This window comes from Pedococcus bigeumensis, assembly GCF_039531795.1.
GTDB classification, from domain to species: Bacteria; Actinomycetota; Actinomycetes; order Actinomycetales; family Dermatophilaceae; genus Pedococcus; species Pedococcus bigeumensis.
In genome coordinates, this window is the sequence record NZ_BAAAQS010000001.1 from 41,461 (window position 1) to 61,151 (window position 19,691).

The 19,691-nt window shown below is 72.0% G+C and carries 17 protein-coding genes; 9 read left to right on the forward strand and 8 right to left on the reverse strand.

Going from position 1 to position 19,691, the window contains the following annotated elements; translation table 11 throughout:
* Positions 1 to 32 precede the first annotated feature (32 nt).
* The 3 genes from ABD262_RS00215 (at position 33) to ABD262_RS00225 (ending at position 4,428) form a co-directional block, all read left to right on the forward strand.
* On the forward strand, positions 33 to 2,555 hold the full coding sequence (locus ABD262_RS00215; RefSeq protein WP_344129384.1) for an ATP-dependent Clp protease ATP-binding subunit: 2,523 nt from the start codon (positions 33 to 35) through the stop codon (positions 2,553 to 2,555).
* Positions 2,556 to 2,732: 177 nt separating this feature from the next.
* On the forward strand, positions 2,733 to 3,914 hold the full coding sequence (locus ABD262_RS00220) for an LCP family protein (protein WP_344129387.1): 1,182 nt from the start codon (positions 2,733 to 2,735) through the stop codon (positions 3,912 to 3,914).
* Positions 3,907 to 4,428 (forward strand): amino-acid N-acetyltransferase, encoded by a 522-nt coding sequence (locus tag ABD262_RS00225; RefSeq protein ID WP_344129390.1) that lies wholly within the window; start codon positions 3,907 to 3,909, stop codon positions 4,426 to 4,428. Before ABD262_RS00220 ends, ABD262_RS00225 begins: the two co-directional genes overlap by 8 nt.
* A 6-nt stretch (positions 4,429 to 4,434) precedes the next feature.
* Here the strand turns inward: ABD262_RS00225 and ABD262_RS00230 are convergent, their stop codons facing one another.
* The 8 genes from ABD262_RS00230 to ABD262_RS00265 form a co-directional block, all read right to left on the reverse strand.
* Complete coding sequence (locus ABD262_RS00230) at positions 4,435 to 5,895, reverse strand: MFS transporter (RefSeq protein WP_344129393.1); 1,461 nt, start codon at positions 5,893 to 5,895, stop codon at positions 4,435 to 4,437.
* A 1-nt stretch (position 5,896) separates the two neighbouring features.
* Positions 5,897 to 6,799, reverse strand: a complete 903-nt coding sequence (locus ABD262_RS00235) for an HhH-GPD family protein (RefSeq protein WP_344129396.1) — start codon at positions 6,797 to 6,799, stop codon at positions 5,897 to 5,899.
* Positions 6,796 to 7,872, reverse strand: coding sequence for a DNA integrity scanning diadenylate cyclase DisA (gene disA, locus ABD262_RS00240; RefSeq protein ID WP_344129399.1), 1,077 nt, complete (start codon positions 7,870 to 7,872; stop codon positions 6,796 to 6,798). The genes ABD262_RS00235 and disA overlap by 4 nt, the downstream gene beginning before the upstream one ends.
* 43 nt (positions 7,873 to 7,915) lie before the next feature.
* Positions 7,916 to 9,301, reverse strand: a complete 1,386-nt coding sequence (radA, locus tag ABD262_RS00245) for a DNA repair protein RadA (RefSeq protein ID WP_344129402.1) — start codon at positions 9,299 to 9,301, stop codon at positions 7,916 to 7,918.
* A 48-nt stretch (positions 9,302 to 9,349) separates the two neighbouring features.
* Positions 9,350 to 9,778 (reverse strand): SRPBCC family protein, encoded by a 429-nt coding sequence (locus ABD262_RS00250; RefSeq protein ID WP_344129405.1) that lies wholly within the window; start codon positions 9,776 to 9,778, stop codon positions 9,350 to 9,352.
* Positions 9,779 to 9,892: 114 nt separating this feature from the next.
* The gene (locus tag ABD262_RS00255; RefSeq protein ID WP_344129408.1) at positions 9,893 to 10,600 is read right to left on the reverse strand and encodes a class I SAM-dependent methyltransferase; all 708 of its coding nucleotides are present in this window, start codon (positions 10,598 to 10,600) and stop codon (positions 9,893 to 9,895) included.
* 13 nt (positions 10,601 to 10,613) lie between these two features.
* Positions 10,614 to 11,414, reverse strand: a complete 801-nt coding sequence (locus tag ABD262_RS00260; RefSeq protein WP_344129411.1) for a DUF3109 family protein — start codon at positions 11,412 to 11,414, stop codon at positions 10,614 to 10,616.
* Between the two features lie 47 nt (positions 11,415 to 11,461).
* Positions 11,462 to 11,974, reverse strand: coding sequence for a hypothetical protein (locus ABD262_RS00265; RefSeq protein WP_344129414.1), 513 nt, complete (start codon positions 11,972 to 11,974; stop codon positions 11,462 to 11,464).
* Positions 11,975 to 12,112: 138 nt separating this feature from the next.
* Here ABD262_RS00265 and ABD262_RS00270 point away from each other — a divergent pair, with 138 nt between their 5' ends.
* The 6 genes from ABD262_RS00270 to ABD262_RS00295 all read left to right on the forward strand — a co-directional run bounded on the left by ABD262_RS00270 (position 12,113) and on the right by ABD262_RS00295 (position 19,678).
* Positions 12,113 to 13,039: a Ppx/GppA family phosphatase gene (locus tag ABD262_RS00270; protein WP_344129416.1), complete on the forward strand. Its 927-nt coding sequence runs from the start codon at positions 12,113 to 12,115 to the stop codon at positions 13,037 to 13,039.
* Positions 13,040 to 13,062: 23 nt separating this feature from the next.
* Positions 13,063 to 13,881 carry a sugar phosphate isomerase/epimerase family protein gene (locus ABD262_RS00275; RefSeq protein ID WP_344129419.1) on the forward strand — a complete coding sequence of 273 codons (819 nt, stop codon included), beginning with the start codon at positions 13,063 to 13,065 and terminating at the stop codon, positions 13,879 to 13,881.
* Positions 13,878 to 14,471 (forward strand): TetR/AcrR family transcriptional regulator, encoded by a 594-nt coding sequence (locus tag ABD262_RS00280; RefSeq protein WP_344129422.1) that lies wholly within the window; start codon positions 13,878 to 13,880, stop codon positions 14,469 to 14,471. The genes ABD262_RS00275 and ABD262_RS00280 overlap by 4 nt, the downstream gene beginning before the upstream one ends.
* 252 nt (positions 14,472 to 14,723) lie before the next feature.
* The gene (locus tag ABD262_RS00285) at positions 14,724 to 15,446 is read left to right on the forward strand and encodes an ABC transporter ATP-binding protein (RefSeq protein WP_425564823.1); all 723 of its coding nucleotides are present in this window, start codon (positions 14,724 to 14,726) and stop codon (positions 15,444 to 15,446) included.
* Positions 15,443 to 16,177, forward strand: coding sequence for an ABC transporter permease (locus ABD262_RS00290; protein ID WP_344129428.1), 735 nt, complete (start codon positions 15,443 to 15,445; stop codon positions 16,175 to 16,177). The genes ABD262_RS00285 and ABD262_RS00290 overlap by 4 nt, the downstream gene beginning before the upstream one ends.
* Positions 16,178 to 16,426: 249 nt before the next feature.
* A complete protein-coding gene (locus ABD262_RS00295) occupies positions 16,427 to 19,678 on the forward strand; it encodes a PKD domain-containing protein (protein ID WP_344129431.1) in 3,252 nt (1,083 codons plus the stop codon).
* Positions 19,679 to 19,691 lie beyond the last annotated feature (13 nt).

Genomic DNA, 19,691 nt, shown 5'->3' on the forward strand with positions numbered 1-19,691 from the left:
ATCGAGGTGATCTCGATAGGCAGGAGCAGAAGATGTTTGAACGGTTCACCGACCGGGCCCGTCGGGTGGTCGTGCTCGCGCAGGAAGAAGCGCGCATGCTCAACCACAACTACATCGGCACGGAGCACATCCTGCTCGGTCTCATCCACGAGGGTGAAGGCGTCGCCTCCAAGGCTCTGGAGAGCCTCGGCATTTCGCTGGAGTCGGTCCGCGAGCAGGTGCAGGAGATCATCGGCCAGGGGCAGCAGGCCCCGAGCGGCCACATTCCCTTCACGCCGCGGGCGAAGAAGGTCCTCGAGCTGAGCCTGCGCGAGGCGCTGCAGCTCGGCCACAACTACATCGGCACCGAGCACATCCTGCTCGGCCTGATCCGCGAGGGCGAGGGCGTCGCCGCCCAGGTCCTCGTCAAGCTGGGCGCCGACCTCAACCGCGTGCGGCAGCAGGTCATCCAGCTCATCTCCGGCTACCAGGGCAAGGAGGGCGGCTCGGGCGCCGGCCTCGCCGGCAACGTCCAGCAGGAGGGCACCCCCGCGGGGTCGCTCGTGCTCGACCAGTTCGGCCGCAACCTCACGATGGCGGCCCGCGAGGGCAAGCTCGACCCGGTCATCGGGCGTGAGAAGGAGATCGAGCGGGTCATGCAGGTGCTGTCCCGCCGCACCAAGAACAACCCCGTGCTGATCGGTGAGCCCGGCGTCGGCAAGACCGCCGTCGTCGAGGGCCTGGCCCAGGACATCGTCAAGGGCGAGGTGCCCGAGACCCTCAAGGACAAGCAGCTCTACACCCTCGACCTCGGCGCGCTCGTCGCAGGCAGCCGCTACCGCGGTGACTTCGAGGAGCGGCTGAAGAAGGTCCTCAAGGAGATCCGCACCCGCGGCGACATCATCCTGTTCATCGACGAGATCCACACCCTCGTGGGTGCGGGTGCCGCCGAGGGTGCGATCGACGCCGCCAGCATCCTCAAGCCGATGCTGGCCCGCGGTGAGCTCCAGACCATCGGCGCCACCACGCTCGACGAGTACCGCAAGCACATCGAGAAGGACTCGGCCCTCGAGCGCCGGTTCCAGCCGATCCAGGTCGCCGAGCCCACGCTCAGCCACGCGATCGAGATCCTCAAGGGCCTGCGCGACCGCTACGAGGCGCACCACCGGGTGTCCATCACCGACGGCGCCCTCGTCTCCGCGGCCAACCTCGCCGACCGCTACATCAACGACCGGTTCCTCCCGGACAAGGCGATCGACCTCATCGACGAGGCGGGCGCGCGGTTGCGCATCCGCCGGATGACCGCACCGCCGGACCTGCGCGAGTTCGACGAGAAGATCGCGGCCGTGCGGCTGGAGAAGGAGTCGGCCATCGACGGCCAGGACTTCGAGAAGGCCGCCAGCCTGCGTGACGACGAGAAGAAGCTGCTCGCCGCCAAGGCGGAGCGCGAGACGCAGTGGAAGTCCGGCGACATGGACGTCGTGGCCGAGGTCGACGAGGAGCTCATCGCCGAGGTCCTGGCTGCCAGCACCGGCATCCCGGTCTTCAAGCTCACCGAGGAGGAGTCGAGCCGACTGCTCCACATGGAGGACGAGCTGCACAAGCGCGTGGTCGGCATGGACGACGCCATCAAGGCGATGTCCCAGGCGATCCGTCGCACCCGTGCGGGTCTGAAGGACCCGCGTCGTCCCGGCGGCTCGTTCATCTTCGCCGGTCCGACCGGTGTCGGTAAGACCGAGCTCGCCAAGACGCTCGCCGAGTTCCTGTTCGGCGACGAGGACAGCCTCATCCAGCTCGACATGTCGGAGTTCTCCGAGAAGCACACGGTCTCGCGGCTCTTCGGCTCGCCTCCCGGCTACGTCGGCTACGAAGAGGGCGGCCAGCTCACCGAGAAGGTCCGCCGCAAGCCGTTCTCCGTCGTGCTGTTCGACGAGGTCGAGAAGGCCCACCCCGACATCTTCAACACGCTGTTGCAGGTGCTCGAGGACGGCCGCCTCACCGACTCCCAGGGTCGGATGGTCGACTTCAAGAACACCGTCATCATCATGACGACCAACCTCGGCACGCGAGACATCACCAAGGGTTCGCTCGGCTTCTCGGCCGGCGCGGACACCCGCAGCGACTACGACCGCATGAAGAACAAGGTCACGGACGAGCTCAAGCAGCACTTCCGCCCCGAGTTCCTCAACCGGGTCGACGACATCATCGTCTTCCCCCAGCTCACGCAGGAGGAGATCGTCGCCATCGTCGACCTCGAGATCGCCAAGCTGGACAAGCGGCTCAAGGACAAGGACATGGGCATCGAGCTCACCATCGAGGCCAAGAACGTCCTGGCCAAGAAGGGCTACGACCCCGTGCTCGGTGCGCGACCGCTGCGTCGCACCATCCAGCGCGAGATCGAGGACGTCCTGTCCGAGAAGATCCTCTACGGCGAGCTCAAGGCCGGCGAGCTGGTGCTCGTCGGAGCCGAGGGCGAGGGCAAGAGCGGCACGTTCACCTTCGTCGGCACCCCGCACCCGGGCAGCATCGAGCTCCCGGTCGTGGAGACGGTGGGCGACTCCGCCGACGCCGGCTGAGGCCCCACCCAAGGCACGATCGAGGCGAGGTATGCCGCGTGGTCACCACGCGGCATACCTCGCCTTCGTCGTCGGTCGGTCTCCACACGGCCCCGAGGCCTCTCGCTGACCAGCGGGTATGCCGCGAATGTCGGACCGTTGCGCGACCTCGGTGGGTCGCGGCATACATTGGAGCGCGTGTCTGAGTCCTCGCTTCCCCGCCGGACGGTCCTCCTCGGGCTGTTCGCCGCCCCCCTGACCGTCGCCGCCTGCACGGGCGACAAACCCGAGCAGCCCCCCACCACCAGCAGCGCCCCGACGCCGTCCACGACGACCGGCGCCACCACGGCAGCGCCGAAGGTGACCGGCGCCGGGCTGCCCGCCGACCTGCTGTCGGCGCTGACCGCGCTCTACCTCGGGGGCGACGTGGCCGTGACCACCGCCAGCGTGGGCGCGGCGCTGGGCAAGCGCAAGACCCGCACCTCCGCCGTGACGGTGACCGGCTCCACCGGCACCTGGCAGGGCTCGCCGATCGCGACCGTGGTGCAGGGCAAGGACCTCACGCTGCTCGTCAAGGACAAGACCTGGAAGGTCGTCGGGGGCTGGTGGCCGTCGTTGTCGGTCTACCGTCCGCCGTTCCCGACCATGCGGATCCTCGCGATCGGCTCCGACGCCCGCAACCCGCAGCCGGTGACCAAGTGCCGCGGCGACGCGCTCCACATCATCGGGGTCGACGCCAGGAAGGGCGTGGGGGGCCTGGTCGGGATCCCGCGCGACTCCTGGGTGCCGCTGTCGTCCGGGGGCAACAGCAAGGTCAACGCCGCCCTCGTCTTCGGCGGCGTCGCCGGTCAGGTCAAGACGATCGAGCGGGCCAGCGGGGTCAAGATCGACGGCTACGTCATCACCGGCTTCAAGGGTTTCCGGGCGATGGTGCGCAGCCTCGGCGGCATCGTCTTCGTCGCGTCGCGGTCGCTGCAGAGCGTCGACGGCTTCCGGATCGTCAAGCCCGGCACGAACAAGCTCGACGCCAAGCACGCGCTCGCGCTGGCCCGGGAGCGCAAGCACCTCCCCAACGGCGACTTCGGCCGGTCCGCGAACCAGGGCGCGCTGATCAAGGCCGGCATGATGATGGCGCGCAAGGCGGGGCCGGGAGCCCTGGCCGGCCTGCTGTCGAAGATGGGACCCCACCTGAGCACCGACCTCACCGTCGGCGAGGTCCTCAACCTGTGCGCCAGCCTGTACGTGAACACCGGGGCCCCGGTGCCCAACAAGGTCGTGCCCGGAGCGATCGGCACCCGCGAGGGCCAGTCCGTGGTGCTGCTCGGCTCGGGGGCGAGGTCGATCTTCTCGGACATGAAGGACGGCCACCTCCGTGCCTGACCCTGCGACCCCCGCCGGACCGGTCACGATCCGGGCGGCGCGCACGAGTGACATCCGGACGATCCGCGAGATCGTCCGCCCGCACGCGGACTCCCGGGTCCTGGTGTCCAAGGACGCCGTGACCTACTACGAGGCGCTCCAGCAGTTCCGGGTCGCCGAGCAGGACGGGGTGGTGGTGGGCTGTGGCGCCCTGCACGTCATGTGGGAGGACCTCGCCGAGATCCGCACGCTGGCCGTGCGGCCGGAGGCCAAGGGCCACGGGGTCGGCTCGCTGCTGATGGCGGCGCTCGTCGACGACGCCCGGGCGCTGGGGGTCGAGCGGCTGTTCTGCCTGACCTTCGAGGTCGACTTCTTCGCCCGGCACGGCTTCGAGGTGATCGAGGGGCAGGCCGTCGAGCCGGAGGTTTACGCCGAGCTGGTGCGCTCCTACGACGAAGGTGTCGCCGAGTTCCTGGACCTCGAGCGGGTCAAGCCCAACACCCTCGGCAACACCCGCATGCTCCGCACCCTCTGAGCCGGTTCACCTCGACCCGTCCGGCGGCGAAGGGTGCGACGTGGGGTGCGGCGTGCGGTGCGGGGTGCGGTGCGGACCGTGTGGACGGCTCATCCGGATCCGCACCGACGCGGCCAGCACGAGGAGCAGCAGCCCGGAGATGACCCCGAAGCCGAGGCGCGGGACCAGGGGCAGCGCGATCCCGATCCCGCCGCCGACCACCCAGGCGATCTGCAGCACGGTCTCCGACCACGCGAACACCCGGGTGCGGACGGTCTCGTCGATGTCGCGCTGCACGACGGCGTCGCTGCTCAGCTTGATCAGCTGGGCCCCGAGACCCGCGACCAGGCCGAGGACGAGCAACGTCGTGAGCGAGTAGAACAGCGCCGCCGCGAGCGCCGCCAGCACGTCGGCGATCAGCGCCACCGCGATGATCAGGTCGGGCCGGAGCCGTCGCAGCGCGTTGCCGACGACCGTGCCGAGCGCGTTGCCGGCGCCGGCCGCGCCGACCACGAGGGCGAGCACGAAGGTGCCGCTGTGGCCGGGGAGCGGGTGCTCGCGCATGAGGAAGGCCATGAACAACGTCAGGAACCCGGTCAGGAGCCGGGCGCCGACGGCGCTGCAGAGCGCGGTGAGGACCGGCACCGGCAGCGCGGCGACCCGCGCCCGGAGCCGCTGGAACAGCCCCAGCCGCCGGGCTTCGCGGTGCGGGACCGGCAGCGGCCCGGTGTCCGCGATGTCCTGCTCGCCGCTGCTGGAGTCGACCCTGGCGGGGAGCCGGATGGCCAGCACGGTGCCCACGACGTAGATGACGAACGCCAGCCGCAGTGACCACTCGGGCCCGACCCGGGCGGCGGCGCCCGCGAGCCCGCCCCCGACCGCCATGCCCGCGACACCGGCGAGCGCGTTGCGGGAGTTGGCGTTGACCAGGCTGAAGCCGGGTGGCAGCAGCCGGGGCACGGCCGAGGCGCGGGTCACGCCGTAGGCCTTGGAGGCGACGAGGCAGCCGAGCGCGGCCGGGAACAGCCACGGCGAGTCGTTGGCCACCGCCCCGGCCAGCACCCAGCACAGGAAGGCCCGGAGCGCGAGGGTGGTGCCGATGGCCCAGCGCCGGCCGTGGCGGAACCGGTCGAGCAGTGGGCCGATGAAGGGCGCCAGCAGGGCGAACGGCGCCATCGTGAGGGCCAGGAACTGGGCGACCTGTCCACGGGCCTCGTCGGTCGGGATCGCGAAGATGGTGCCGGCCAGCGACACGGTCAGGGCGGCGTCGCCCATCAGGTTGACGAAGTGCAGCTCCACCAGCCGCGCCAGGCCGCTTTCGCCCGCTCCGGCCGAGTGCGTGTAGGCGCGCGCCCGACGTGCCCCGGCCCGGCTGCCACGCCCGGCCAGCCTGGCCCCGGCCAGCGTGCCACGCCCCACGACCCGGCCCGCGCGGGCGGCACCCACGCGGAGGGCGTGCGCGGCCCGGCGACCCGTGGGCGCGCCCACCTCAGCTCGCCTCGCGCGAAGCCGGCAGCCGGAAGCGGTCATGGGGGAGCGGCTCGACGAGGCCGTCGGCGACCAGCGAGTCGAGGCACCGCTCGCGCTGAATCTCGTTGTCGGACAATGCCTCCAGCGCCGAGCGAGGCACCGGGTCGGTGCTCTCGCGCAGGATGGCCAGGAGCGCCCCGCGCAGCTGCCGGTCGGTGCCCTCCCACGCCTGCCCTCGTCGGGCTGGGCCCTGGTGAGCGGGCCGACCGGCGAGCTGCCAGGCGCACAGGTCGGCGACGGGGCAGTCCGAGCAGCGCGGGGTGCGAGCCGTGCAGACGATCGCCCCCAGCTCCATGACCGCGACGCTCCAGGTCCGTGCCCGGGGCGCATCCACGGGGACCAACCCTGCGGCGACGGTGAGCTCCGCCCGCGTCGGTGAGGGCGCGGCATACTCCTGACCGCCCACGACCCGGGCCAGCACGCGGCGCACATTGGTGTCGACGACGGTGGTGCGCTCGCCGAAGGCGAAGGTCGCGACGGCGGCCGCGGTGTAGGTGCCGACCCCGGGCAGCGCCAGCAGCTCCTGCTCGGTGGCCGGGACGGCGCCGTCGTGCCGCTCCGTCATGGCGACGGCAGCGGCATGCAGCCGCAGCGCGCGCCGCGGGTAACCGAGCCGGCCCCACGCGCGCACCGCCTCACCGGGAGCCTCGGTGGCCAGCGCGCTCGGGGTGGGCCACCGGGAGAGCCACTCACGCCAGACCGGCACGACCCTGGCGACCGGGGTCTGCTGGAGCATGACCTCGGAGACGAAGATGCCCCAGGGAGTGGCCTCGGGTCGACGCCACGGCAGGTCGCGCGCGGACACGGCGTACCACTCCAGCACCTCGTGGTGCAGACGTTCGGGAGCGGCGCCGGTGCTCACACGTAGCGTTCGAGGATGCTCGACTCAGCCAGGCGGGACAGGCCCTCGCGGACGGCCCGGGCGCGGCCCTCGCCGACGCCGTCGACGTCCATGAGCTCCTCGAGGTTGGCCGCCAGCAGCTTCTGCAGGCTCCCGAAGTGCTCGACCAGGCGGTCGACGATGGCGCCCGGCAGGCGCGGCACCTTGCTCAGCAGGCGGTAGCCGCACGGGCTCACCGCCGAGTCGAGGGCGTCGCCACCGACCGCGAAGCCCACGGCCTTGGCCCCCGCGGCGAGGTCGAGGAGCTCGGTCGAGGTCAGCTCCTCGAGCGCCGCCATCGCCTGCTCGAGCGTGAGGTCGGCCTTGGTGACCGGCAGGTAGTCACGGATGACCAGCTCGCGGTCGTTGCCGAGGCCGCCGGTCAGCTCCTCGAGCTGGAGGGTGAGCAGGCGTCCGTCGACGCCGAGCTCGACGACGTAGCCGGAGATCTCGTCGCGGATCCGCCGCACCATCTCGAGGCGCTGCAGCACGCTGGCCACGTCGCGGACCGTCACCAGGTCCTCGATCTCGAGCGCCGACAGGGTGCCGGTGACCTCGTCCAGGCGCGACTTGTACCGCTCGAGGGTCTGCAGGGCCTGGTTGGCCCGGGAGAGGATCGCGCTGGAGTCCTCCAGGACGTGGCGGCGGCCGTCGACGTAGATGGCGACGATGCGCATCGACTGGCTGACCGAGATGACGGGGTAGCCGGTCTGCTTGGCCACCCGCTCCGCGGTGCGGTGCCGGGTGCCGGACTCGCTGGTCTCGATGGAGGGGTCGGGCACGAGCTGGGTGGCGGCCCGCAGGATGCGCGAGGCCTCCCGGTCGAGCACGATGCCGCCGTCCATCTTCGCGAGCTCGCGCAGCCGGGTCGCGGAGAACTCCACGTCGAGCGGGAAGCCGCCGGTCGAGAGCTGCTCCACGGTGCGGTCGTGCCCGAGCACGATGAGGGCACCCGTGCGCCCTCGGAGGATGCGTTCCAGGCCGTCGCGCAGCTCGGTACCCGGTGCCACGGCGGCGAGGGTGGCGCGCAGCGCGTCGTCCTCGCGAAGATCCACTGGTCAAACCCCTTTGGTGCCGCCGGTCCGGTCTGGCGCGAGTCTAACCGTGCACCGGCTGCAGGGCCGCGCGCACCGCGCCACGGATGTCGTCGCACTCCACGACCTGCATGCCGTCGGGGGTCGGGCCGCTGCCCAGCACCCCCTGGGGAACGTAGGCCGTGCGGAACCCGAGCCGGGCGGCCTCGGCGAGGCGTCGAGGCATGCCCGAGACCGGGCGGATCTCGCCGGCCAGCCCGAGCTCGCCGAACGCGATGGCGTGATCGGGCAGCGGCTGGTCCTTGACGGCACTGGCCACCGAGAGCGCGATCGCGAGGTCGGAGGCCGGCTCGGTGAGGCGGACGCCGCCGACGGTGGAGAGGTAGACGTCGGCGTTGCCGATCGGCGCCTGCGCCCGCTTGGCGAGGACGGCGATGATCATCGACACCCGGGCGGAGTCGAGCCCGCTGGTCGCGCGTCGAGGGGTGGGGATCTCGCTCTTGGCGACCAGGGCCTGGACCTCCGTCATCAGGGGCCGACGACCCTCGAGGGCGACCGTGACGCACGTGCCGGGGACGGTCAGGGTGCCTCGCGAGAGGAACAGCCCGCTGGGGTCGGGCAGCCCGACGATCCCGAGGTCGGACAGGTCGAAGCAGCCGACCTCGTCGGTCGGGCCGTAGCGGTTCTTCACCGCCCGGACGAGCCGCAGTCGCGAGTGCCGGTCGCCCTCGAACTGCACGACGACATCGACCAGGTGCTCCAGGACGCGCGGCCCGGCGATCGAGCCGTCCTTGGTGACGTGGCCGACCAGGAGCGTGGCGATGCCGCGGGACTTGGCCACCTGGATCAGCGAGGCGGCCACCTCGCGCACCTGGGTGACGTTGCCGGCCGAGCCCTCGACCTCGCCGCTCGCGATGGTCTGCACCGAGTCGACGATGACGAGGTCGGGCTGCACCTCCTCGATCTGGCCGAGCACGGTGGCGAGGTCGGTCTCCGCGGCGAGGAACAGGGTCGCGGCCATCGCCTCGATCCGCTCGGCCCGCATCCGCACCTGGGCCGCCGACTCCTCGCCGGTGACGTAGAGGACCTTGCGCCCGTCGCCCGACCGGGCGGCGCGGGCCGCGACGTCGAGGAGCAGGGTGGACTTGCCGATCCCCGGCTCGCCGGCGACCAGCACCACCGCGCCCGGGACCAGCCCGCCGCCGAGCACCCGGTCGAACTCGCCCACGCCGGTGCTCCGCGCCTCGGCACGCCGCACGTCGACCTGGCCGATCGGCACGGCGGGACGCTCGACGCGGGTGGCAGCGGTGGTGCGGACGGTGACCGCGCCGACCTCGCTGACGCTGCCCCACGACTGGCACTCCCCGCAGCGGCCGACCCACTTGACGGCGGTCCAGCCGCACTCGGAGCAGCGGAAACCGCTCGACCTGGTCGACGTCTTCGCTGCCATGGGCGACAACCTACGGGGAGCCGCCGACAAGCCGGTGGAGGGCGGGGGTCAGTGGCCCTCGGCGACCTTCTTGAGCCCGTCGAGCATGCCCTGCCAGTTCTGCGAGAACTCCGCGGCCTGCTTGGCGCTGTCGCAGCCGTCCTGGGTCAGCTGCACCGCCGTGCCGTCGCCGGACGGGGAGAGCTCGTACCGCACCGTGTGGTAGCTCTCCGGCACGTCGTCGTCCCCGCTGAGCGGGCTGTAGTGGGTGACCTCGAGCAGCCGGCCGGGCTCGGCCTGCAGGACCTCACCCTTGTCCTGGTAGGGCTTGCCCTGCCACTCACCGCTCCACGTGATCGGGCTGCCTGGCTGCCAGTCGCTGGCCACCTCGCTGCCCATCATGTACTCGGCGACGAGCTTCGGGTCGGTCATCGCCTGCCAGACCCGGTCGGGGTCGGCGTCGATGGTGGTGCTCGCGGTGGCGACGTGCTCGGTCATGGCGGCCTCCTGTGGTCCGGGGTGTCCGGTTCCGTCCACCTTGTCCCGCGAGGCTGCCCCTGTCCAGACCCGACGACCACGCCACCGGCGGCCAACGAGCACGTCAGCAGGCGATCAGAAGTGGCGCCACCACAGGTTGACCGCGTAGTCGACGCCGGTGCCGGCGTGCTCGGCGAGGATCCCCTCGGCGGCGGTCTCGGGGAACTCGATGCCCACCACCGACTCGAAGTCCTCGCGCGAGTCGAGCTCCCACGAGATGGTCAGCCGCTCGCGCGACCACCCCTGCCGGCTCCAGAACCGCTCCACGGCAGCGGCGTCGTAGGACGGGTTGGCGCGGGAGAACCAGCGCCCGAACGTCGAGCGGGTGGCGTCGTTGTCGATGACGTAGGCCGTGCCGCCGGGTCGCAGGACTCGCTCGAGCTCGCGCAGGCCCGGTTCGCAACCGGCGCCGAAGAAGTAGGCCCACCGGGCGTGGGCGATGTCGACCGACGCCTCGGCCAGGGGAAGCGCCTGGGCGACGCCCTCGAGGACCCGCACCGCCGGCATACCGGCGACGCGGCCCTCGGCGATCGCGAGGAGGGGTGGGTGCGGTTCGACGCCCACCACCGTGGCGCACCCGAGCGCGGCGAAGCGCGGCAGGTGGAACCCGGTGCCGCAGCCGACGTCCACCAGGTCGACGCCGGCGAACGGGTGCAGCGCGTCCATGGCCGACTCGAGCAGCCCGGCGCGGTCGACCCCGCGGTTCTCGACCTCGTAGACGTCGGGGGAGTCCCAGATGTTGGGGCTGCGCGTCGGCTCGGGACGACCGGTCGCGGCGCTCATCGGCTCGGGCGGGTCATCGGCCCTTGCGGGCCTCTTGGGCGGCCAGCGTCGCTGGGTGGACGAGCAGGGGCAACATCTTGCGGGAGTAGGCGTTTCGCGCTGCCTTGACGCTGGCGAGGTGGGCCTCGCAGCGGATCTCGAGCTCTCCGTAGGCCGCTTCGCCCATCAGCTCGACGAGCTCGCCGCGGTTGCTGCGGAAGACCGGCTCGCGACCCACGTGGGCCTCGGGGTTGCTCGAGCAGTACCAGTCGAGGTCGTGCCCACCGGGGCCCCAGCCGCGCCGGTCGTACTCGGTGATGCTGACCTCCTGCCAGCTCGAGCCGTCGGGGAGCTCGACCTTGCGGTAGGTGCGGCGGATCGGCAGCTGCCAGCACACGTCGGGCTTGACCGTGTGCGGCTCCTTGCCGGTGAGGACCGCGTGCTGGTGGAGGGCGCAGCCGGCCCCTGCGGGGAACCCGGGCCGGTTGAGGAAGATGCAGGCGCCGTCGACCACCTTGGTCTTGAGGGCGTCGTCCTCCTTCTCGGTCCAGGCGCCGAGCTTGGTGGAGCCGGGGTGCAGCTGCCACTCGTCCTCGCCGAGCTCCTTGACGACCTTCTTGACCCGCTTGATGTCGTCGTCGTCGGTGAAGTGGGCGCCCAGCGTGCAGCAGCCGTCGTCGGGGCGGCCGGCGTAGATGCCCTGGCACCCGCTGCCGAAGATGCACGTCCAACTCGACGTCAGCCAGGTGAGGTCGCAGCGGAAGCGCTGCCCCGAGTCGGCGGGGTCGGTGAACTCCACCCAGATGCGGGCGGTGTCGAGCGGGGTCTCTGGCACGTCCGTCACCCTACGTCGTGCCTTGCGCTGCAGTGACTCGACACCGCCTACGGATCGGCCCGTGTGCTGGCCTGTCGCCGTCGGCGCCACCAGGCCACCGCGGCGACCACCACGAGGAGGACGCCGGTGGCGACCCAGTTGAGGCGGGTGGCATCCGCGAAGAGGTCGGCCCACGCCACCCCGCGGCCGTAGCCCGCCTTCGCGGGGTCGCCGGCTCCGTCGAGCATGCTCAGCCCCGTCGGGACCAGGAGCAGCGCGGGCGCGGCCAGCAGGGTCAGCCCCCACCGCGACCCCGCGAGCAGGCCCAGCCCGACCACCAGGGCGAGGGGCACCAGTGCCGTCAGGGCGACCATCCCCGACTCGACGTAGCGGTCGCGGGAGGCGGTCTCACCGAAGAACGGCGCCGTGTCGATGGCCACGACCAGCACCGTCCACGCGAGCAGGCACCAGCCCACCAGGATCACCAGGGCGGTGACCGGCCAGACCGGGCCGCGCTCCCGGCCGGCGTCGCCGGGAGTCGTCCCGGGGGTGCGGTGGCCCCGGTCGGTGTCGGACGGCATGCGCCCCAGTCTTTCCCGGGAGGTCGCGGACCGCCTCCCGGGATCCGGCCGGAGGGCGGGCCGGAAGGATGGCCGGAAGGAGGGCCGTGGCGGTGGGACGCTCCTCCGCGCGCACCGCGGGTGTCGTAGCGTGCAGCCATGCGCCTCGGGGTCATCGACGTCGGCTCCAACACGGTCCACCTGCTCGTCGTGGACGCGCACCGTGGCGCCCAGCCCCTGCCGGCCACCTCCCACAAGATCGAGCTGCGGCTCTCGGAGCACGTGACCGACGCGGGCGACATCGCCGAGTCGGGGGAGGCGGCGCTCACCGGTTTCATCCACGAGTGCCTGGCGGTCGCGGAGGACCAGGGCGTCGAGGAGGTCATGGCGTTCGTCACCAGCGCCATCCGCGAGGCCCCCAACGGCGAGGAGGTGCTCGCCCGCGTGCGCGCGGCCACCGGGGTCGCCCTCCAGGTGCTGTCCGGCGAGGACGAGGCGCGGCTGACCTTCCTGGCCGCCCGGCGGTGGTTCGGGTGGTCGAGCGGCACCCTGCTCGTCGTCGACATCGGCGGGGGCTCCCTCGAGCTCGCCGCAGGCATGGACGAGGAGCCCGACGCCGCGGTGTCCCTGCCACTGGGTGCCGGGCGGCTCACCCGTGACCTGCTCCCCGGCGACCCGCCGAGCTCCGAGGTGGTGCGGGAGGCGCGGCGGGTCATCCGCCAGCGGCTCGCGGCCGCCATGCGCCCGCTCGCCAAGGCCGGCACCGCCGACCGTGCCGTCGGCACCTCCAAGACGATGCGCTCGCTGGCCCGGGTCACCGGGGCCGCCCCGAGCAGCGAGGGCCCGTATGCCGCGCGCAGCCTCGAGCGCGTGGCTCTCGCCACCCTGGTGACCGACCTCGGTGCGATGACCTCCCGCCAGCGCGAGCGGTTGTCCGGCATCTCGGCCAGCCGGTCGCACCAGCTGCTCGCCGGTGCGCTCGTCGCCGAGGCGGTCATGGACCTGCTCGACCTCGACCGGCTGGAGATCTGCCCGTGGGCCCTGCGCGAGGGAGTCATCCTCAGCAGGCTCGACACGATGGGCTGAGGGGCGCTCGCTAGGCTCGGGGCATGGCTGGAGCGGTGTCGATCCCAGGGGCCACGGTGGCTCTGTCGACCGCCTCGGTCTACCCCGACACCTGCGCCGCCGGCTTCGCGACCGCCGCGCGGCTCGGCTACGACGCGCTCGAGGTCATGGTGTGGACCGATCCCGTGTCGCAGGAGGCCGGGGCGCTCGCCGCACTGTCCGAGCTGCACGGCATACCGGTGGTGTCGGTGCACGCGCCCACCCTCCTGCTCACCCAGCGGATCTGGGGCCCCGACCCCTGGACCAAGGTGGACAACTCGATCGCGCTGGCCCGCGAGGTCGGGGCGTCCACGGTGGTGCTGCACCCGCCGTTCCGCTGGCAGAAGGAGTACGCGGCCGAGTTCGTCGAGGGGGTGGCGCTGCGCGAGCACGAGACCGGCATCGCCCTGGCCGTCGAGAACATGTTCCCGTGGCGGGCCCGCCAGCGGGAGTTCGAGGCCTACCTGCCCCACTGGGACCCGGTTCCCCAGGCCTACGACAACGTCACGCTCGACCTGTCGCACACGTCCACCGCCGGCTCGGACGCCATGGCCATGGCCGCCGCGCTCGGTCCACGCCTGCGCCACGTCCACCTGGCCGACGGTCTGGGCTCCGTCAAGGACGAGCACCTCGTGCCGGGTCGCGGCAGCCAGCCGTGCGCCGAGTTCCTCGAGATGCTGGCGCTGAGGCAGTTCGCGGGCTCCGTCGTCGTCGAGGTCGGCACGCGCAAGCTGACCCCCGACCAGCGCGAGGTCGACCTGGCCGAGGCGCTGGCCTTCGCGCGCCTGCACCTGGCCACCGCCTCCACGGCTGACGTCTCATGAGTCCTCGAGGGCGGCGGCCGGGCGGTGTCGACACCCGGCAGGCCATCGTCGAGGCGGCGCGGGTCGACTTCGCCGAGCAGGGCTACGACGGCACGTCGCTGCGTGGGATCGCCCGCCGGGCCGAGGTCGACCCGGCCCTCGTGCACCACTACTTCGGCGGCAAGCCGCAGCTCTTCGCCGCCGTGATGGACATCCCGGCCGACCCCGCTGCCCTGATCGGCGCGGTGGTCTCCGGCCCGCGCGACCAGGTCGGCGAGTCGCTGGTGCGCACCTTCCTCGCGGTCTGGGACTCCGAGGCCGGACGCCAGCGCTTCCAGGCCCTGGTGCGCGCGGCCGTCTCCCACGACGACGCGACCCGGATGCTCAGGGAGTTCCTGACCCGCGAGGTGTTCGGGCGGGTGGTGCGCGAGCTGGCCACCGACGGTGCGCCGTCGGCCGGCATGGAGCTGAGGGCAGGGCTGGCCGCCGCCCAGATGGTCGGGCTGGCGATGATGCGCTACATCGTCGAGTTCCCCGCGGTCGTCGACGCGACCCACGACGAGCTGGCCGCGCTCGTCGGCCCCACCATCCAGCGCTACCTCGTCCCGTAGCCGCCCCGGGGTCAGCCGCCCCGACGCCCCCGCCCCGACGCCCCCGCCACGACGCTGCCGCCACGACGCCCCCGGGTGGTGACCACCGACGCCTGGTGTGGTGACCACGCGCCATACCGGCCGGCGACCGGGCTCGGCGCGCTCACCGGTGGTTCGTGCTCACGCCGCGAGCCGCTCGCCGAGGCTGGTCGTCCGGCGGCGGGCGCCGGGGGTCTTGTCGACGTGCGTTCGGAGGGCTATATTCATCGCATGATGAAAAACGTCATCGAGATCGCCAACCTCCGCGTGGTGCGTGGGGGGCGCGAGGTGCTGCCCGACCTGTCCGTCACGGTCCCGGCAGGCCGGGTCGTCGGCCTGCTCGGCCCCAGTGGGAGCGGCAAGTCCACCCTGATCCGGGCCGTGGTCGGTGTCCAGGTGGTCGAGTCGGGCGAGATCACGGTGCTCGGGGAGCCCGCCGGGTCGCCGTCGCTGCGTGACCGCATCGGCTACGTCACCCAGGACCCCAGCGTCTACGACGACCTGTCCGTGCGGGCCAACGTCCGCTACTTCGCCAGCATCCTGGGAGTCCGGTCGGCGGCCGCCGACGAGGCGATCGAGGCGGTCGACCTCACGAGCCACGCCGACGTGCTCGTGGGCAAGCTCTCCGGCGGCCAGCGCTCGCGGGTCTCGCTCGCGGCCGCGCTCGTCGGTGACCCTGAGCTGCTCGTGCTCGACGAGCCGACCGTCGGGCTCGACCCCGTGCTGCGACGCGACCTGTGGGGGCTCTTCAACCGCCTTGCGGCACAAGGGCGTTCGCTGCTCGTGTCCAGCCACGTGATGGACGAGGCGAGTCGCTGCGACCGGTTGTTGCTGCTCCGCGAGGGCGAGATCCTCGCCGACGACACCCTGCCGGGCCTGCTCGAGCGCACCGGCACCGACGACGCCGAGCAGGCGTTCCTCGCCCTGATCGACCGCGCTGCCCAGGAGGCCCGATGAACGCCCACCGCACCCTCGTCACCGCCGGACGGGTCCTCGCCCAGCTGCGGGCCGACCACCGCACCATCGGCCTGATGCTGGTGGTGCCCTGCGTCCTGATCGGGCTGTTGGCCTGGATCTTCAACGGCACGCCGGTGTTCGACGGCATCGGCGCCGCGCTGCTGGGTGTCTTCCCCTTCGTCGTGATGTTCATCGTAACCAGCATCGCCACCCTCCGTGAGCGCACGTCCGGCACGCTCGAACGGCTCCTGACCACGCCGATGGGCAAGGGCGACTTCATGTTCGGCTACGCGCTCGCGTTCGGCGTGATGGCGGTGCTCCAGGCGGTGCTCGCCACCGCCTTCGCCGTGTACGTGTGCGGGCTCGACGTGGCCGGGCCGCTGTGGCAGCTCGTCTGCGTGGCGGTGCTCGACGCGCTGCTCGGGACGGCGCTGGGCCTGCTCGCCAGTGGGTTCGCCCGCACCGAGTTCCAGGCGGTCCAGTTCATGCCGGCCCTGGTGCTGCCGCAGTTCCTCCTGTGCGGACTGCTCGTCGCCCGGGACCGCCTGCCCGACGTGCTGCACTGGGCCTCCGACGTGCTGCCCCTCTCGTATGCCGTCGACGCGATGAAGGCCGTCACCGGCAGTGCCAGCCCGGGCACCGAGGTGGCCGGCGACGCCGCCGTGATCGCGCTCTGGGTGCTCGTGGCCCTGGTGCTCGGCAGCCTCACCCTGCGACGCCGGACCCCCTGACCGCACGCCGTAGCTCGTCTACGCCCTTCGGCTGACCTCGGACGATGCGGTCGGCGTTACGGTGAAACCGCCCGACAGAGGGGCTCCTGCAGGGGGGCGCTATGTGGCCGAGGTGGTTTGCCGGGCCGGTGGCGGTGCGTCGTGCCCGCGACCGTGTGACTCGTGACGGAAACCCACCCGTACACCCCGCTCGTCCGTCACCTGTGGTGGTCGGGGTGCGCCATGTCGCGAAGCAACGTTCTGAAGTCCGTGACCAGCGCCGTGGGGGTGGTGGCGCTGTGTGCAGCCGCGCTGGTCGGCGCGGCCACGTCCGCATCGGCGGCGGTGCCACCGGTGGTGCCGGTGACGTCGAGCGGGATCAGCGCCGACGCCCTGCCGACCGTGCAGATCAACGGGGTGGTCTGGTCGCAGGTGGTGGTCGGCAACACCGTCTACGCCGCGGGTTCGTTCAGCAACGCGCGGCCGGCGGGTGCGGCTCCGGGCACCAACCTCGTGGCGCGCAGCAACGTGCTCGCCTACGACATCACCACCGGCGTCCTGATCGGCTCGTTCGCGCCCCAGGTGAACGCCCAGGTGCTGTCGATCGCCGCGGCGCCCGACGGCAGCCGGATCTACATCGGCGGGGACTTCAGCGCGGTCAACGGCCAGGCCCGCAACAAGGTCGCAGCGCTCGACCCCGTGACCGGCGCGCTGGTCACGGCCTTCGCCGCCACGGGGGTGGGCGGACAGGTGCGGTCCGTCGCCGCGACGGCCAGCGCCGTCTACGTCGGCGGTGGCTTCAACAACCTCGGCAACGGCACCCCGCGCCCGAACCTTGCGGCCTTCCGTGCTTCGGACGGCGCGGTCCTGCCCTGGAACCCGACTGCGGACTACACCGTCTGGGCGGTCACGGTCTCGACCGACGGGCAGTGGCTCTTCGCCGGCGGGTCCTTCCAGTACATCGGCGGGCAGTCCGCCTACGGGCTGGCGAAGATCAACGCGACCACCGGCGTCCTCGACACCACCTGGAAGCCGATCGTGCGGAACGCCGGGCCGGACACGGGCATCAGCAGCCTGAAGGTCCTGGGGGCGTTCGTCTACGGCACGTCCTGGACCTACGGCGCGGGCGGCAACCTCGAGGGCGCCTTCAAGATCCCCGTGGCCAACTCCACGGCCGAGTGGATCACCGCGTGCCACGGCGACAACTACTCGATCTTCATGACCGGTGGTGTGGTCTTCACGGCGGGTCACGCGCACTACTGCGGTGACATGGGTGGCGGCTTCCCGCAGTACCCGGCCTGGCGGTACCAGCACTCCCAGGCGTGGACCGACGCCGTCGGCGGCGAGATCATGAGCGACCAGCTGAACCACACCAACTGGCACGGCCTGGCCAACGCGCCGGCGCTGGTCGCCTGGAACCCGGTCATGACGATCGGCACCTACACCGGCATCTACCAGGCCGGCTGGAGCATCGAGGGCAACAACGACTACGTCGTCTACGGCGGCGAGTTCCCGACCGTCAACGGGGTCGGCCAGCAGGGACTCGTGCGCTTCGCCCGAAGGGCCCTGGCGCCGAACAAGCAGGGGCCGATCTTCACCGGCGGCAGCTTCGTGCCCCGGCTCGTGCCGACGTCGTCCTCCACCCTGCGGGTGAGCTGGCTGGCCGGCTACGACCGGGACGACTACACGCTGACCTACCGGGTGATCCGCGACGGCAACTTCGGCGCCCCACGGCTCACGACCACCGCCAACTCGACATGGTGGTCGTTGCCGACGGTGGGCTTCGTCGACACCGGGCTGACGCCCGGCGCGACCTACCGCTACCAGCTCGTGGCCGTCGACCCGAGCGGCAACACGGTCTACGGCACGTCCGCGACGGTCACCATGCCCGGCTCGTCGGCGCAGCCGAACGGCTACTCCCAGTCGGTGCGAGCCAACGGCGCCCGCATCTACTGGCCGATGAACGACTCGGCCGGCCCCACCGTCACGGACCGCGCTGCCGGCACCGCGTCGAGCACGAACATCGGGGTGACCGACGGCGTCGCCGGAACGGGCGTGGCCTGGAACCAGCCGGGCGCCATCCTCGGTGACTCCGCGGCGGTCCTCGGCGACAACGACGCCAGCCGTACGTACTCGACCGGTAGCGAGTTCGGCCAGGACACCTTCACCATCCAGGCCTGGATCAGGACGGCCACCACCCGGGGCGGCAGGATCCTCGGCTTCGGCGACCTCCAGCAGGGCGACACGGCCCACCGCGACCGCATGCTCTACATGGACAACGCCGGGCGGATCTTCTTCGGGGTCCGGGCGCTGAGCAACAGCCAGGCCCGCACCGTGAACAGCAGCGCGGCATACAACAACAACCAGTGGCACATGCTCACCGCCACGATGAGCAGCGCAGGGATGCGCCTGTACGTCGACGGTGCCCTCGTGGGCTCCCGCACCGACACGACCGTGGCCGAGCCCTACCTCGGCTACTGGCGGCTCGGTGGCGACGTGCTCTCCGGCTGGCCGAACACGCCCACGACCCGCAACTTCGCCGGCGGCGTGGACGAGGTGGCCGTCTACCCGACCGCCCTCTCGCAGGCCACGATCCAGGCGCAGTACGCCCTGCGCAACGGTGGCGGCGGCCCCAACCAGCCGCCGACGGCCTCCTTCACGTCGAGCGCCACCGGGCTCACCGCGTCCTTCGACGCGTCGGGGTCGAGCGACCCCGACGGGGCCGTGACCGGCTACGCGTGGAGCTTCGGCGACGGCAGCACCGGCACCGGGGTCACCCCGAGCCACCTGTATGCCGCGGCCGGCACGTACTCGGTGCAGCTCACCGTGACCGACAACCAGGGCCTCACCGGCACGACGACACGACAGGTCACGGTCTCGGCACCGGTGCCCGGGGCCATCGCCGCGGACGACTTCGAGCGCATCGTCACGGGTGGCTGGGGCAGCGCCCAGACGGGCGGGGCCTGGGCCACGACGACCGCCGCCTCGAACTTCAACGTCAACGGCGGGTCCGGCCGGATGCAGATGGTGGCCGGCACCGGCCCCTCGGCGTACCTGTCCAGCACCTCGGCGCTGAACGCCGACCTGCGGACGTCGTTCTCGTTCGACAAGCCCGGCACGGGGGGTGGCATCTACGCCTCGCTGGTCGGTCGTCGCGCCGGCACGTCCGACTACCGGGTGAAGGTACGGGCCACCGCGACCGGCACCACGGCCTTCCTCATCCGGACCGTGAGTGGCACCGAGACCCTCCTCACGACGGTCCCGTTGCCCGGGGTCGTCGTCTCGGCGGGCAGCACGCTGAACCTGCGGCTCCTCATCTCCGGGACCGGGCCCACGACGCTCAGCGCGAAGGTCTGGCCGTCAGGAACCGCCGAGCCGGCGGGTTGGACGACGACCACCACCGATGCCACCGCCTCCCTCCAGGCGCCCGGGGCGGTGGGGGTCTACGCCTACCTGTCGGCCTCGGCCACCAACGGGCCGATCACCATCTCGCTGCCGTCCTTCTCGGCCGCGGCACCGTGACGCCGCGGACCGG

Bases quoted from the DNA above. Each gene is read 5' to 3' on its own strand.
- ABD262_RS00265 (WP_344129414.1), bottom strand. From the start codon at position 11,974: ATGCCGTCCGACACCGACCGGGGCCACCGCACCCCCGGGACGACTCCC.
- ABD262_RS00250 (WP_344129405.1), bottom strand. From the start codon at position 9,778: ATGACCGAGCACGTCGCCACCGCGAGCACCACCATCGACGCCGACCCC.
- ABD262_RS00215 (WP_344129384.1), top strand. From the start codon at position 33: ATGTTTGAACGGTTCACCGACCGGGCCCGTCGGGTGGTCGTGCTCGCG.
- ABD262_RS00275 (WP_344129419.1), top strand. From the start codon at position 13,063: ATGGCTGGAGCGGTGTCGATCCCAGGGGCCACGGTGGCTCTGTCGACC.
- radA (WP_344129402.1), bottom strand. From the start codon at position 9,301: ATGGCAGCGAAGACGTCGACCAGGTCGAGCGGTTTCCGCTGCTCCGAG.
- ABD262_RS00290 (WP_344129428.1), top strand. From the start codon at position 15,443: ATGAACGCCCACCGCACCCTCGTCACCGCCGGACGGGTCCTCGCCCAG.
- ABD262_RS00270 (WP_344129416.1), top strand. From the start codon at position 12,113: ATGCGCCTCGGGGTCATCGACGTCGGCTCCAACACGGTCCACCTGCTC.
- ABD262_RS00255 (WP_344129408.1), bottom strand. From the start codon at position 10,600: ATGAGCGCCGCGACCGGTCGTCCCGAGCCGACGCGCAGCCCCAACATC.
- ABD262_RS00285 (WP_425564823.1), top strand. From the start codon at position 14,724: ATGAAAAACGTCATCGAGATCGCCAACCTCCGCGTGGTGCGTGGGGGG.
- ABD262_RS00280 (WP_344129422.1), top strand. From the start codon at position 13,878: ATGAGTCCTCGAGGGCGGCGGCCGGGCGGTGTCGACACCCGGCAGGCC.